This is a genomic window from Bacillus sp. iso_77, assembly GCF_056173625.1.
Genome location: NZ_CM149683.1, coordinates 3,113,127 through 3,127,260, shown reverse-complemented (window position 1 = coordinate 3,127,260; position 14,134 = coordinate 3,113,127). Strand labels below are relative to the sequence as shown.

Below are 14,134 nucleotides of genomic sequence, written 5' to 3'. Positions count from 1 at the left end.
TCTATATGAATGAAGCAATTCAACCAATTAATCCGATTGCTTTTCAGCTCGGACCTATTTCGGTTCATTGGTATGGTGTGATTATTGGGGTCGGAGCCCTGCTTGGACTCTGGCTCGCATTAAGGGAGTGTGAAAAAAGAGGCATCAATAAAGATATGTTTATTGATCTCATCTTATTTGCCATTCCTATCGCCATTATTTGTGCACGAATTTATTATGTATCCTTTGAATGGGATTATTATCAGCAGCACCCAAATGAAATCATCAAGATTTGGAATGGCGGAATTGCCATACATGGTGGACTGATAGGGGCCGTGCTGACAGCGATTGTCTTTACTAAAGTGAGAAAGGTGTCCTTTTGGAAAATCGCCGATGTCGCAGCGCCTAGTATTTTACTAGGGCAAGCCATCGGGCGCTGGGGGAACTTTATTAATCAGGAAGCGCATGGTGAGGCTGTTTCAAGAGCCTTTTTAGAAAATTTGCACCTGCCTGAGTTTATTATTAATCAGATGTACATTGACGGGACCTACTATCACCCTACGTTCTTATATGAATCATTATGGAATATCGCAGGCGTTTTGATATTAATCTTATTACGTAGAACATCATTGCGTCGAGGCGAAATGTTCTTGTCTTATTTAATCTGGTATTCAATCGGTCGTTTCTTCATTGAAGGAATGAGAACAGACAGCTTAATGCTGACTGAGCACCTTCGAATTGCACAGATGATTTCAATTGCCATATTTGCAGTGGCTGTTTTGCTGATTGTGTTTAGAAGAATCAAGGGATATGCATCTATACCGTATAAAGAGAACAACTCATCAAATTAAGAGCAAGGGGGATAAGAGATGGGGGAGACATGGAAAAACGGCTTGAAAGCAGGGTTATCGACAACTTGGACACTTGGAAAAGTCATTTTTCCGGTTACCATTCTCGTTAGTATCTTGCAGCATACACCTGTGATGGATTGGATGATACAATTCATCCGTCCATTTATGGGTCTGTTTGGTCTTTCAGGGGAAGCGGCCATTCCGCTTGTTTTAGGAAATATGCTGAACTTGTATGCGGGTATTGCAGCCATCTTGACATTAGAGCTGCCTGTGAAGGAAGTGTTCATTTTAGCGGTCATGCTCTCTTTTTGTCACAACTTGATCATCGAATCAACAGTGGCGGCGAAGGTTGGGCTGCGGGTGTCTGTCATTTTGCTAGTCAGAATCAGTCTTGCCGTCGTGTCAGCAATTGTCATTCACCTCGTTTGGCAGGGAGGCGAGGAGCCGGCGCAATATGGTTTGCTGACAGCTGCTCAGTCGGCTGATGTGCCTTCTAGCTGGTATATGATCGTACTTCTTGCTTTACAGAAAGCTGTTCTTGGTGTGCTGCAGCTGGCTTGTATTGTCATTCCTCTCATGATCATTATTCAATTCATGAGAGACTTAGGGTGGCTCCATACGCTGTCTAAGTGGCTGTCTCCTTTTACGAGAATGCTTGGAATGAAAGAAAATACGTCTATGACGATGGTGGCTGGTTTGACCATTGGTCTTGCCTACGGGGCAGGCGTCATGATGAAAGCAGTGGAAGAGGACGGTGTCAGCAAAAAGGATTTAACGCTTGCTTTCATTTTCCTTGTGGCGTGTCATGCGGTGGTCGAAGATACACTCATTTTCATTCCTTTAGGTATTCCAGTCTGGCCGCTTCTTCTTATTCGCCTTATTTCTGCTATTTTATTGACAGCTGCCATCAGCTATATTTGGCGGAGGCGGGAACATGCAGCTGTTAGAAAGGAAGCTATATGAACCAATCAACTATTAACACAGTGCTATTTGATTTAGATGGCACATTAATTAATACAAATGAATTAATTATTGCTTCATTTCAGCATACGCTTGATCATTATTACCCTGGTCAATACAGCCGTGAGGATATCCTTCATTTCATTGGTCCATCATTATTTGATACATTCTCTGCAATGGATCCGAATCTGACAGATGACATGATTCAGATGTATCGAACGTTTAATCATGAACAGCATGACCTGCTTGTGACGGAGTACGAGACGGTGTTAGACACGTTGAAAATCCTCCAAGATCGAGGGTTTAAGCTTGGTATTGTGACAACAAAAATCCGTGATACGGTCTTAATGGGATTAAAGCTGACTGGATTGGAGCCATTTTTTGAGGTCATTGTCACACTTGATGATGTACAAAATGAAAAGCCGCATCCAGAACCAGTCCAGCTGGCATTATCCAAGCTCGGCAGTGATCCGCATGAGGCGATCATGGTTGGCGATAACTATCACGACATTTTATCTGGTCAAGCGGCAGGGACGAAAACAGCAGGTGTTGCTTGGTCTATTAAGGGAGAAGAAGCCCTGTTAAAGCATCGCCCAGATTATATGCTGCAGAAAATGAGTGATCTCTTGGCGATTGTTGGAGCTGATTAAGTTGAGAAAAACAGATCGTTATCCTGTCAAAGGGGTCAATTCGCTTAGACAAGTCTATCGAACGGTCCCCTTTCTCAAGGTTGTGAAAAACTTTATCTTTATTCAACTGGCGCGTTATACGCCTTTTATGGGAATGAAAAATTGGATTTATCGCACCTTCCTTCGGATGAAAGTCGGGGAGGATACGGCGTTTGCTTTAATGGTGATGGTCGATCTCATGTTTCCTGAGAAAATCACTGTCGGCCGAAATAGTGTGATTGGTTATAACACAACCATTCTGTCCCATGAGTATTTGATTAAAGAGTATAGGCTTGGGGAAGTCTATATTGGTGATGAAGTGTTAATTGGGGCAAATTCAACGATTCTACCTGGAGTGACAATTGGTGATGGTGCGATTGTATCGGCGGGAACTCTTGTGAACAAAGATGTTCCGGCAGGCTCCTTTGTTGGAGGAAATCCAATGCGGATGATTTATACGAAAGAGGAAATGGAAGCACGTCAATCTTCGTCTGCTGAGTAGCTCGGCAGACTTTTTTGTTGACATTCTAACTTGGTGTAACTATAATGATTACAACAGAGGTGAGAAAACATGAAAATCAGCAGCAGATTTACTGTCGCTGTCCATATTCTGGCCTTGCTATCACTTGAAAAAGGTTCTTTACAGACATCGGAGGATATCGCAGGAAGTGTCAATACAAATCCAGTGGTGATTCGCCGTATCATGAGTAAGCTCAAAAAAGCAGGCCTAATCTCAACGAGTCTTGGCAAAGGCGGTTCTCAATTGAATCGCAGTGAAGATGACATGACACTGCTCGATGTGTATAAAGCGGTTGAAGTTGTGGATGAGGGAGAGTTGTTTCAAATTCATGAAAGCCCTAACCCTGACTGTCCGATCGGTGCAAATATTCAAGCTGTATTAGAATTAATTTTGTGCCGTGCTCAAAGTGCGATGGAGCAAGTGCTTGCTGAGATCAAATTAAGTGAACTAACGCAGGTTTTAATCAAAAAAATTGGATGATCTATTCAATTTTTTTTACCTCTGTTGTAACTATCGTGGTTACATCTTAAGTGATCAAAATAACAATATATTGTAGGAGGAATTTACATGAACATTGGAATCATTGGCGCAACAGGTAAAGCAGGACAACACATTTTAAAAGAAGCTCAATCGAGAGGGCACGAAGTAACGGCAATCGTTCGAGATGCACAAAAAGTGACCAATTCATCAGCAGCTGTTTTAGAAAAGGATGTTTTTCACTTAGAGGCAGGAGACGTCAAAGGTTTTGATGTGATCGTAAACGCATTTGGTGCACCAGCAGGACAAGAGCACCTTCATGTAGAAGCAGGGAAAAAACTCATTCATCTCTTGAAAGAGACACCAGAAACGCGTTTAATCGTTGTGGGAGGTGCTGGAAGTTTATTTGTAGATGAGGCCAAAACAACTAGACTGATGGACACACCGGAGTTTCCAAAGGAATACTTTGCTACTGCTTCACACCAAGGAGAAAACTTAAAAGATCTTCAAAAGACCGAAGGATTAAAATGGACATTTTTAAGTCCAGCAGCCTTCTTTAATCCAGCAGGCAAACGGACAGGTGCTTATGTGAAAGGCAAAGACCATCTTATCGTCAATTCAAAGGGTGACAGCTATGTGAGTTATGCTGACTACGCCGTTGCACTTGTCGATGAGATAGAACAAGCTGCTCATGTTGGAGAACGATTTACTGTGGTTTCTGAAGCAGAATAAGTAGAATAACATGCGTTTCATTGTCGCTAAAAAACGATGAGTGAGGAGTCTGTCTTATGAATGATCAAGAAAAATCTTTCATCTATGTATGGGATGCGTATTGTGGCTGGTGTTATGGATTTTCCAACAGCATCCGTGCTTTACACGAAAATCACCCTGAGATACCACTGACACTTGTATCGGGCGGTTTATTTGTAGGAGAGCGTCGTCTACCGATAAAGAATTATCCACACATTTCAGAAGCAAATGAGCGTATCAGTCAGCTGACAGGTGTCGAATTTGGAGACCGTTACGAAGAGTTGCTAGAAAACGGAACATTCATTTTAGACTCTGAGGCTGCTGCAATTGGATTTTCTGCATTAGATCCATCGCACCAGAGCGTGCATTGTATTTGGCTTCATCTATGCAAAAGGCCTTTTATCAAGACGGAAAAAGCCTAAGTGATGAAGAAACTTATAGAGATATCGCTATGAAACACCAACTTGACCCTGATGTATTGGTTGAACGAATGAAGGAGACAGAAACGATCAATGATGCGTATGCCGATTTTGCAAAGGTTCAGCAATTGAACGTGAATGGCTATCCTACACTTTTACTAAAAAAAGGGGATGAATACATCAGCCTTGGCGGGGGTGCGATGACGGCTGAAAAGCTTGAAGACCGTCTGAAGGAAATACTAAAAAAATAAATCATTCAAAAACATCCTCCATTCGTATGGAGGATGTTTTTGATGCATGTGTAAATTCTCTCAATGGGAGAAGTGGTTTATGCTTTAATGATAATCGCCTGGCTGCCCATCTGTTTCCAAGAATCCTCAAACTGTTCACGATCTACTTTTTGATTCTTTTCTCCGTAAGGGTTATTTAAGTAGACATGATCTTTGTCATAGCCTGTGATGACCACGCTGTGCATATTAAAGCTGATATCTATTTTCCCATTTGGTGTATTCCATGTTTCAATGTTATCTGTTTTGGCGAAGGTCGAAGTGGTAATGACCCAGACAGGATAACCTTTTTCAAGTGATTGATAGATGGCCTTTTTGACTGGCTTGCCGGTTAAGTCAACGGCTTGATTACCTACATATTTTTTCGCAAGCTGATAAATGGGTTCGTGGTACACACCAAGACCTGGTCCATTCTCCATATCGCCTACAAACCCGTCATGAGGGTCTCCTTTTAAGCCATTCTCATAATTGAGCGGGACACGCTTAATCTCGTTTGCCAATGCGTTTTTCGTTATATGCTCATAGCCGCTGTAATGAAGAAGCATGGCTAAGCTCGTGACTTCGCATCCGTTATAAAGCTTTGGTGCATCCATTTGATTAAAGAGGATGACGTCCATGGCTTTTTTATTTCCTTTTAAACTAGAATGTGTTGTTTCTGTTTTTTTCGTAGAACGTGTTTCTTCTGCTGCTAGTGCGGTATCATTTTCTTTTTCTTTGGCTTCTTGTGGTGACGTTGTTTTCTTGACTTGGTCGAATTGTGAAACGTAAATAAAGCCGAAATAAACAAGACATGCGCACAACAAAGTTAAGATTAATGTCTGGATGAATTTCACTGTAATCTCCTGTGTTATTCAATATTTTTAAGTATTATAGCATGTTCCTAAAGCAAAGAGATCAAAAAGGATTAGGTGTCATTTTAATGTAATATATGAACAAATGATTAAGGAAAAAAAGGGGAAAATAAAAATGATTGATTTAATTACTTTATTTTGTTAGCATATTATCATATTAGCGAACTAAAGGATTCGGAATTTTTTGTTTTAATGTGTTGGAGGTGCGGAAGAACATGTTCATGTTTGAAAAACCATATGGTATGCGAGATTCATTACCAGGATTGTATGAGACGAAGAAAAGAGTTAGGCATTCTTTAACAGAGGTCATGAATGGTTGGGGTTATCGTTTAATGGAAACGCCAACGCTTGAATTTTACGATACAGTCGGTGTTCAATCGGCGATTACAGATACGCAGCTGTTTAAGCTTCTTGATCAAAATGGTCAAACCCTTGTGCTTAGACCTGATATGACGGGACCAATTGCGAGAGTGGCGGCTTCAAAGCTTCACGAACAGGCGTATCCGCTTCGAGTCGGTTATGCAGCCAACGTGTTTCGGGCACAGGAAAGAGAAGGCGGAAGACCTTCTGAATTTGAGCAGGTCGGTATTGAATTGATCGGTGATGGGTCGATTAGTGCAGATGCTGAAGTCATAGCGCTTGTCGTGTTTGCATTAAAAAATGCTGGACTTCAATCCTTCAAAATTGCGATCGGGCATGTGGCTTTGGCTGAGACCTTGTTTTTAGATGTATTAGGGAATACAGAGCGGGCGAACGTATTGCGCCGATTTTTATATGAAAAGAATTATGTGGGATATAGGCAGCATGTTAAACAATTGCCGCTCTCATCCATCGATAAAACAAGGCTGCTTCAGCTTTTAGAGCTGCGCGGCGGTCAAGAAGTGACCCAGCAGGCTGAAGAAATTGTGGTGTCACAAGAGGGCAAAGAAGTACTTGCGGAGTTAAAGGCGCTGTGGGAGACACTTGAAGATTACGGCTGTACAGAATATATCCGTTTGGATTTAAGCATGGTTAGTCATATGAGCTACTATACGGGGATTTTGTTTGAAGTATTTGCGGATCATGTTGGGTCTGTGATCGGAAGTGGAGGAAGATATGATCAATTGCTTGCTCACTTTGATGCACCCGCACCCGCTACAGGCTTTGGACTTCGATTAGACCGTCTTCTTGAGGCACTCGACGCAAAAGAAATAAATGAGCCCCAAGAGGCTGTGATTTTTAGTAAAGAACAGCGGCTTGAAGCATTTGATTTTGCAGAAAAAGAGCGGACAAAGGGCAAAAGGATTGTTCTCCAAGACTTAGCGGGTATTGAAAATATTGATGCCATGACCAAGGCATTTGAGCAAGTGACTTATTTTATCGGCGCTAGAAAGGAAGAGCAAAATGGGTAAAGTGTTGACAATGGCAATGCCAAAGGGGCGGATATTTGAAGAAGCAGCAGGGCTATTAAGACAGGCTGGATATCAGCTGCCGGAGGAATTCGAGGATTCAAGAAAATTAATCATTGATGTACCGGAAGAAAATCTTCGCTTTATTTTAGCGAAGCCAATGGATGTGACGACATATGTAGAGCACGGTGTAGCAGATGTGGGCATTGCAGGGAAAGACGTCATGCTTGAAGAAGCACGGGATGTGTACGAAGTGCTCGATTTAAACATTAGCAAGTGTCATTTAGCTGTAGCGGGGTTGCCGGGAGCCAGCTGGGGCGGTGTCGCGCCGCGTGTGGCTACAAAGTACCCAAATGTCGCTTCTTCTTATTTTAGAGAACAAGGTGAGCAGGTGGAGATCATTAAGCTAAATGGTTCCATTGAATTAGCACCGCTCATCGGACTTGCCGATCGAATTGTTGACATTGTCTCCACCGGTCAAACACTTAAGGAAAATGGGCTTGTCGAAACGGAACATATTTGTGACATTACGTCACGTTTTATTGTCAATCCTGTGAGCTATCGAATGAAGGATGCGGTAATCGATGAAATGGCGCAGCGTCTGGCAAGAATCATCGAAGGAGAAGGGGAGGAAACATCATGAACATCACCTACATACAAGAAGGTGAGACAGACACTCTCTCACTCAAGCGTTCTCTAGATACAGGAACGGAAGAGCAGCGATTGGCTGTTCAGCGAATAATCGAAGAAGTGAGAAAAAATGGTGACGAAGCGGTACGGTCTTTCACGAAGCAATTTGACGGTGTCTCTATTGAACAGCCACTTGTGACGGAGGATGAAAAGACAAAAGCCTACGAACGTTTGGACCCGGAGATGATCCAAATCATCCAAACGGCGATCCGGAATATTCGAACATACCACGAGCGTCAGCTGACCTCCTCTTGGTTTTATCACCAAAAGGACGGCTCAATGCTAGGTCAGAAAGTAACACCGCTCGATGCGGTCGGTGTATATGTCCCAGGCGGAACGGCCGCCTATCCATCATCTGTTTTAATGAATGTCATCCCGGCACTTGTTGCCGGCGTTGAGCGAATTGTCCTTGTGACACCGCCAGGAAAAGACGGTCGTCTGTCTGACGCTGTACTAGTAGCAGCGAAGGAGCTGGGCATTTCAGAAATGTACAAAATGGGTGGTGCTCAGGCGATAGCTGCTCTTGCATATGGAACGGACAGTATCCAGCCTGTTGATAAAATCACCGGTCCAGGAAACATTTATGTAGCACTTGCCAAACGGGAAGTATTTGGTCAAGTAGACATTGATATGATTGCGGGCCCAAGTGAAATTGCTGTCTTAGCAGATGAAACGGCAACTGCACATGAGGTGGCAGCTGATTTGCTTTCACAGGCAGAGCATGATGCATTGGCATCTAGTATTTTGGTGACACCATCTAAAGGATTGGCTGAAGCAGTGCAAGCAGAGGTGCAAGCGCAGCTGGATACTTTGCCAAGGAAATCAATCGCAGCACAATCCATTCAAGACCATGGCCATATTTACGTGACAGAATCCTTGGATCGTGCAGTTGATATCGTGAACCAGTTAGCCCCAGAGCATTTAGAAGTGCTGACGGCGTATCCAGCATCACTACTTGGTCAAATCAAGCATGCTGGAGCAATTTTCTTAGGGCGTTACAGCCCAGAGCCGGTAGGGGATTACTTCGCAGGACCGAACCATGTGCTGCCAACAAACGGGACTGCAAGATTCTCCAGTCCGCTTGGCGTCACGGATTTCCAAAAGAAAACAAGCATCATTTCATATAGCAAAGAAGCTTTTGAAACACATAGCGAAAGCATTGCAGCTTTTGCAAGATTAGAAGGGCTTGAAGCACATGCAAGATCGATTGAAGCGAGAAAGCGGGAGGAATCAAAATGAGACAGGCGGAAACAGCGAGACAGACAAATGAAACGAACATTTCGTTAGCGCTAGAGATTGATGGTGAAGGAAAAGCAGATATTCAAACAGATGTCCCTTTTATGACGCATATGCTCGACTTATTCACAAAGCATGGGCACTTTAACTTATCTGTAGATGCAAAAGGAGACACAGATGTCGATGATCACCACACAACAGAAGATATTGGCATCGTGCTTGGACAGATGTTTAAAGAAGCGCTCGGGGATAAAAAAGGAATTAAGCGCTACGGCTCTAGTTTTGTTCCAATGGATGAAACACTTGCCCAAGTCGTCGTTGATTTAAGCAATCGTCCTCATTTGGAAATGAGAGCTGATTTCCCGAGTCAGAAGGTCGGCACCTTTGATACGGAGCTGGTTCATGAGTTTCTTTGGAAATTTGCCCTTGAAGCACGAATCAATCTTCATGTGATCGTTCACTATGGAACCAATACCCACCATATGATTGAAGCCATTTTTAAAGCGATGGCACGCGCCTTAGATGAAGCAACAACCATTGATCCGCGTGTTAAAGGGATTCCATCGACAAAGGGGATGCTCTAATGATTGGCGTCATTGACTATGGAATGGGAAATTTGTTTAGCGTATCAAAAGCACTGGAACGAGCAGGAGCGTCTTATATCGTGTCTTCTGAAGTAGAGGAGCTGAAAAAGGCAGATGCGTACATTTTGCCAGGCGTCGGTTCGTTTCGTGATGCGATGCAGCTGTTAAGACAGACAGGACTTGAGGCGTTTATCCACCAAGTCGTGCAGGAAGGAAAGCTGTTATTTGGCATTTGCCTAGGCATGCAGCTGTTGTTTGAAGAAAGTGAAGAAGCAGGAAAAACAAAAGGATTAGGCCTTTTAAAAGGACGTGTCGTTCTTTTGAAGGATCGTGATCAGGATGGACAAAGGCTGAAGGTGCCTCATATGGGCTGGAATGAGCTCACATTTCATCAGCCGTCACCATTATTTGACGGTGTGCCGGAAGGATTTGCATACTTTGTTCACTCTTATTATGTGAGCGGCATGAATCCAGAAGATCTATTGGCAAGTGCGCCCTATGGCGTTCAAGTACCTGCCGTTGTTGGGAAGGGGAATGTGTTTGGAACGCAGTTTCACCCTGAAAAAAGCAGTACAACAGGAATGGCACTGCTGAAACATTTTATTCAATTAGCAAACGAACAGAGGGTGAGCAAATGAGTGATTTTACATTATATCCAGCAATTGATATGAGAAATGGCAAATGTGTACGACTTGTGCAAGGAGACTATGACCAAGAAACCATTTATGGAGATTCACCGTTAGACATGGCGAGACGGTTTGCAAATGAAGGAGCGAAATGGATACATCTTGTTGATTTAGATGGCGCAAAAGCAGGGAAACGCGTGAATCACGAGCATGTGCTGGCGATTGCTTCCTCATTAGATGTGAATGTCCAAATTGGCGGCGGCATTCGTACAGAAGAAGATGTTGCATTTTATTTAAACAATGGCGTATCGAGAGTCATTCTTGGCAGTTCAGCGGTGTCAAACCCGGTTTTTGTGAAAAAAATGCTGGCGCAATATGGAGAGAAAATTGCCATTGGCATTGATGCACGAAACGGTTTTGTATCGACTGAAGGCTGGCTTGAAACGTCGGAAGTGAAGGCGGAGGAACTCGGTAAGGAACTGGCAAAGGAAGGCGCAGAGGTCTTTATTTTCACTGATATTCAAATGGATGGCATGCTGTCTGGTCCAAATGTGGAAAGTACGGTTCGATTAGCAGAAGCAACTGGCAAACAAGTCATTGCCTCAGGTGGTGTCAGTGCAGTAGGTGATCTGCAAAAGCTGTCAGCACAAAAGCAGACAGGTGTGTCTGGTGCAATCATTGGCAAGGCGCTGTACACAAAGCAATTTACTTTAGCAGAAGCGTTTGAAGGGCTTGACAGCATATGATGACAAAACGAATCATTCCATGTCTTGATGTAAAGGAAGGGCGTGTGGTCAAAGGGATCCAATTTCTAGGGTTGAAGGATGCTGGTGATCCGGTCGAATTAGCGCAGATCTATGACGAGGAAGGTGCGGATGAACTCGTCTTTCTTGATATATCTGCCTCTCATGAAGGCCGAAAAACAATGGTGGATGTGGTCAAACAAGTGGCATCCACTCTCGCTATCCCGTTCACGGTGGGCGGCGGGATTAACCATCTTGATGATATGAAGCGTATATTAAGAGCGGGGGCAGACAAGGTGTCTGTGAACACAGCGGCTGTTTTAAGACCGGAGCTAATAACAGAAGGAGCCGACTTTTTTGGTTCACAGTGTATAGTTGTTGCGATTGACGCGAAATACGATGAAGAGAAACAAGCATACATGGTCTATACGCACGGAGGACGCCGTCAAACGGATTTAGAAGTGAGTGACTGGGCGAAAGAAGCCGTGCGAAGAGGAGCAGGCGAGATCTTGCTGACTAGCATGGATGCCGATGGTGAGAAAACGGGATTTGAGCATTGTTTGACGAGGCTTGTATCAGAAGCAGTCACAGTGCCAGTTATTGCTTCAGGAGGTGCTGGCAATGCGCAGCATATGCTGGAGGCTTTTACAAAAGGTGAAGCTGATGCCGCACTCGCAGCCTCTATTTTCCATTATAAAGAAACCTCTATTCAAGAGGTGAAGACATATTTGAGAGAACACGGGGTGAAGGTAAGATGAAACAGGCAAACGAATTAATCTTTAATGATGCAGGTCTCATTCCTGCCATTGTACAGGATGCTCAAAGCAAGGAAGTTCTTACTTTGGCGTATATGAATCAAGAATCCTATGAAAAAACATTAGAGACAGGGGAAACATGGTTTTTTAGCAGATCGAGAAATGAGCTTTGGCACAAAGGAGCTACATCTGGACACACCCAGCGTGTTACATCTATTCGCTATGACTGTGATCAAGATGCCCTGCTTGTTCTAGTGACACCAAGCGGCCCAGCCTGCCATACAGGCAGCTATAGCTGTTTTTCAGAAGATGGCGTGAAACAGCCAAGGGGAGAACAAGACCGCTTTGCCATTTTAAATGAACTGGAACAGGTCATTTCGAAACGGCAGATGGAAATGCCAGAAGGAGCTTATACGACCTATCTATTTGAAAAAGGAGTCGACAAAATCCTGAAAAAGGTAGGGGAAGAAGCTTCTGAAGTGATCATTGCGGCGAAGAACCGTGATCAAGAAGAATTGAAATGGGAAACAGCAGATCTCCTGTATCACCTTCTTGTGTTATTACGTGAACAGCAGCTGCCTCTTGATGATGTATTAAAGGTATTGAAAAAGCGCCATCAAGGGGAATGAAAAGCTGGGGGTATCCCCGGCTTTTTGCTTTTAAATGAAAAACAAATCCTTCCTTTCCTTTTGTTCTATGTGACGACTCATGAAGTATGTTATACTACACACGGTACACTGTTCGAAATGGAGGGTATCGGTGAGTAAATACACTTCTCAAAATAATCACACACAAGTCGTCCAGCTATTCCAAGATGGGCATTACTTTTTTCATAAAGGTCTAAAAGCATATAGAGAAAGAAATCTGTCTAGGGCAAGTAAGCTGATACAGCGGGCCATCGTACTTGAGCCTGAAAATGTAGAAATGCTGTCGCAGCTTGCCATTATTTATACTGAAATGGGTCATTACCAACAATCAAATGAACTGCTTGATTTTATCCTTGAACACTTGGATGAGAATATGTCAGAGTGTCACTACTTTAAAGCCAATAATTATGCGAATCTCGGTTTGTTTCAAGAGGCATATAGATGCGCCACTGCTTATGCTGCGCTGGAAGAAGACGGGGAATTTGCAGATGAAAATGACGATCTCCTCGATCTGCTTGATATGAGTGACGATGTTGATGAAGATTTTCCTTATGATCAGGATGATCTGATTGTAAAGCAGGATCAAGCCAACCATTTGCTAGAAAGCGGCAGGCTGGATGAAGCAATCGAGATGCTGGAACAGATGATTGTTGAGTATCCAGAGTTTTGGTCAGCGTATAATAATCTCGCTTTGGCCTATTTTTATTCTGGCCAAATCGATCAGGCAAAAGAAATGTTGAACCGGGTCCTTCATGAAAATCCCGGTAATCTGCATGCCCTTTGTAATCAGCTTGTTTTCTATCATTATGAAAAAGAAGAAGAAAAGGTCAATCTGTTAGCGAAGCAATTAACGCACGTGTATCCAATATTAAGTGAACAGCGTTATAAGCTTGGCGCGACATTTGCCCTTGTTGGAGAATTTGAATGGGCATTTAAATGGCTTTATTCTTTGTATAAAACAGGTTTCCAAGGTGATAGTACGTTTTTATACTGGCTGGCAAGTGCAGCCTATTATACGGGCCACAAAACGCTGGCGCAAACCGTCTGGGATAAGATGGTGGAAGAAGATATTGATGCAGATGAAATCAAGCCGTGGCAAGATAAACCAGAGGAGTCTGAGCCAATGGTTTCAATTGAGGAACGACTCACTGCCTACTATGTCAGCAAACAAAAAGGTGAACGTGACGTCTTGCAATCTGTTCTTGATTCCCGCGCTGCGAAAACGGCCTTTGAACAGCAGTTTATTGAGTTACTTTTATTTGAAGATCAAATGGAAGAACGATCGTTTTCAGAAGATGCGGTCTTCGCAAAACAGGCGGCATCTGCTTTGGAAGAAGCGGTGCAGCCTGATAGCCACATGCCATATTTTTGGTTATTCCATATTATTCAGCAAGCACGCGCTTCAGGCGTGGAGAAGAAAAATGCCATTGCATGGGCAGCAGCTTCTTATTATCTATGGATGAATGAACAAGAAGAATCAGCTGTCAGCAAAAAAGAGATCGCAGCTTCTTTTCAGATCAGCGTTCAAACGCTGTCAAAATATGAGGATATTATTTGTGCGTTCATGGTTTGAATAGGTAAATAGATTCAGATAACAGCAGCATGGCCGAAAAGGTCATGCTTTTTTCTTGGATAAAAAGGTGGGATTTGCTAGGATTTGGCGAAGTATGACAATCTCGACATCTATTTGAAACATAAATGTA

16 protein-coding genes and 1 pseudogene are annotated in these 14,134 nt (G+C 43.3%); 16 read left to right on the top strand and 1 reads right to left on the bottom strand.

The window, feature by feature from the left end; translation table 11 throughout:
- Positions 1-5 precede the first annotated feature (5 nt).
- From lgt to AC0VYC_RS16150, 7 genes and pseudogenes are all read left to right on the top strand, one after another.
- The gene (gene lgt, locus AC0VYC_RS16180; RefSeq protein WP_073412807.1) at positions 6-830 is read left to right on the top strand and encodes a prolipoprotein diacylglyceryl transferase; all 825 of its coding nucleotides are present in this window, start codon (positions 6-8) and stop codon (positions 828-830) included.
- A gap of 18 nt (positions 831-848) precedes the next feature.
- A complete protein-coding gene (locus AC0VYC_RS16175; protein WP_056702882.1) occupies positions 849-1,793 on the top strand; it encodes a nucleoside recognition domain-containing protein in 945 nt (314 codons plus the stop codon).
- Positions 1,790-2,440, top strand: a complete 651-nt coding sequence (ppaX, locus tag AC0VYC_RS16170) for a pyrophosphatase PpaX (RefSeq protein ID WP_017357895.1) — start codon at positions 1,790-1,792, stop codon at positions 2,438-2,440. The genes AC0VYC_RS16175 and ppaX overlap by 4 nt, the downstream gene beginning before the upstream one ends.
- 1 nt (position 2,441) lies before the next feature.
- Positions 2,442-2,960 (top strand): acyltransferase, encoded by a 519-nt coding sequence (locus tag AC0VYC_RS16165; protein WP_035701530.1) that lies wholly within the window; start codon positions 2,442-2,444, stop codon positions 2,958-2,960.
- A gap of 69 nt (positions 2,961-3,029) precedes the next feature.
- Positions 3,030-3,458, top strand: a complete 429-nt coding sequence (locus AC0VYC_RS16160; RefSeq protein WP_024719891.1) for an Rrf2 family transcriptional regulator — start codon at positions 3,030-3,032, stop codon at positions 3,456-3,458.
- Between the two features lie 87 nt (positions 3,459-3,545).
- Positions 3,546-4,187, top strand: a complete 642-nt coding sequence (locus AC0VYC_RS16155) for an NAD(P)-dependent oxidoreductase (protein ID WP_035389623.1) — start codon at positions 3,546-3,548, stop codon at positions 4,185-4,187.
- 56 nt (positions 4,188-4,243) lie between these two features.
- A pseudogene (locus AC0VYC_RS16150) lies at positions 4,244-4,875 on the top strand (DsbA family protein).
- A gap of 77 nt (positions 4,876-4,952) precedes the next feature.
- Here the strand turns inward: AC0VYC_RS16150 and AC0VYC_RS16145 are convergent.
- The gene (locus AC0VYC_RS16145; protein WP_046344544.1) at positions 4,953-5,744 is read right to left on the bottom strand and encodes a C39 family peptidase; all 792 of its coding nucleotides are present in this window, start codon (positions 5,742-5,744) and stop codon (positions 4,953-4,955) included.
- Positions 5,745-5,977: 233 nt separating this feature from the next.
- Between AC0VYC_RS16145 and AC0VYC_RS16140 the strand changes: the two genes are divergently transcribed.
- From AC0VYC_RS16140 to AC0VYC_RS16100, 9 genes are all read left to right on the top strand, one after another.
- On the top strand, positions 5,978-7,153 hold the full coding sequence (locus tag AC0VYC_RS16140) for an ATP phosphoribosyltransferase regulatory subunit (RefSeq protein WP_017368113.1): 1,176 nt from the start codon (positions 5,978-5,980) through the stop codon (positions 7,151-7,153).
- Positions 7,146-7,793: an ATP phosphoribosyltransferase gene (hisG, locus tag AC0VYC_RS16135; protein ID WP_007500071.1), complete on the top strand. Its 648-nt coding sequence runs from the start codon at positions 7,146-7,148 to the stop codon at positions 7,791-7,793. Before AC0VYC_RS16140 ends, hisG begins: the two co-directional genes overlap by 8 nt.
- Positions 7,790-9,079 (top strand): histidinol dehydrogenase, encoded by a 1,290-nt coding sequence (hisD, locus tag AC0VYC_RS16130; RefSeq protein ID WP_056702874.1) that lies wholly within the window; start codon positions 7,790-7,792, stop codon positions 9,077-9,079. The genes hisG and hisD overlap by 4 nt, the downstream gene beginning before the upstream one ends.
- Positions 9,076-9,660, top strand: a complete 585-nt coding sequence (gene hisB, locus AC0VYC_RS16125) for an imidazoleglycerol-phosphate dehydratase HisB (protein WP_007500075.1) — start codon at positions 9,076-9,078, stop codon at positions 9,658-9,660. The genes hisD and hisB overlap by 4 nt, the downstream gene beginning before the upstream one ends.
- Positions 9,660-10,298, top strand: a complete 639-nt coding sequence (hisH, locus tag AC0VYC_RS16120; RefSeq protein WP_056702871.1) for an imidazole glycerol phosphate synthase subunit HisH — start codon at positions 9,660-9,662, stop codon at positions 10,296-10,298. The genes hisB and hisH overlap by 1 nt, the downstream gene beginning before the upstream one ends.
- Complete coding sequence (gene hisA, locus AC0VYC_RS16115; protein WP_041091644.1) at positions 10,295-11,032, top strand: 1-(5-phosphoribosyl)-5-[(5-phosphoribosylamino)methylideneamino]imidazole-4-carboxamide isomerase; 738 nt, start codon at positions 10,295-10,297, stop codon at positions 11,030-11,032. Before hisH ends, hisA begins: the two co-directional genes overlap by 4 nt.
- A complete protein-coding gene (hisF, locus tag AC0VYC_RS16110; RefSeq protein WP_475388829.1) occupies positions 11,029-11,787 on the top strand; it encodes an imidazole glycerol phosphate synthase subunit HisF in 759 nt (252 codons plus the stop codon). The genes hisA and hisF overlap by 4 nt, the downstream gene beginning before the upstream one ends.
- Positions 11,784-12,413: a bifunctional phosphoribosyl-AMP cyclohydrolase/phosphoribosyl-ATP diphosphatase HisIE gene (gene hisIE / locus AC0VYC_RS16105; protein ID WP_041091647.1), complete on the top strand. Its 630-nt coding sequence runs from the start codon at positions 11,784-11,786 to the stop codon at positions 12,411-12,413. Before hisF ends, hisIE begins: the two co-directional genes overlap by 4 nt.
- Before the next feature lie 130 nt (positions 12,414-12,543).
- Complete coding sequence (locus tag AC0VYC_RS16100; RefSeq protein ID WP_203143698.1) at positions 12,544-14,004, top strand: tetratricopeptide repeat protein; 1,461 nt, start codon at positions 12,544-12,546, stop codon at positions 14,002-14,004.
- Positions 14,005-14,134: the final 130 nt, after the last annotated feature.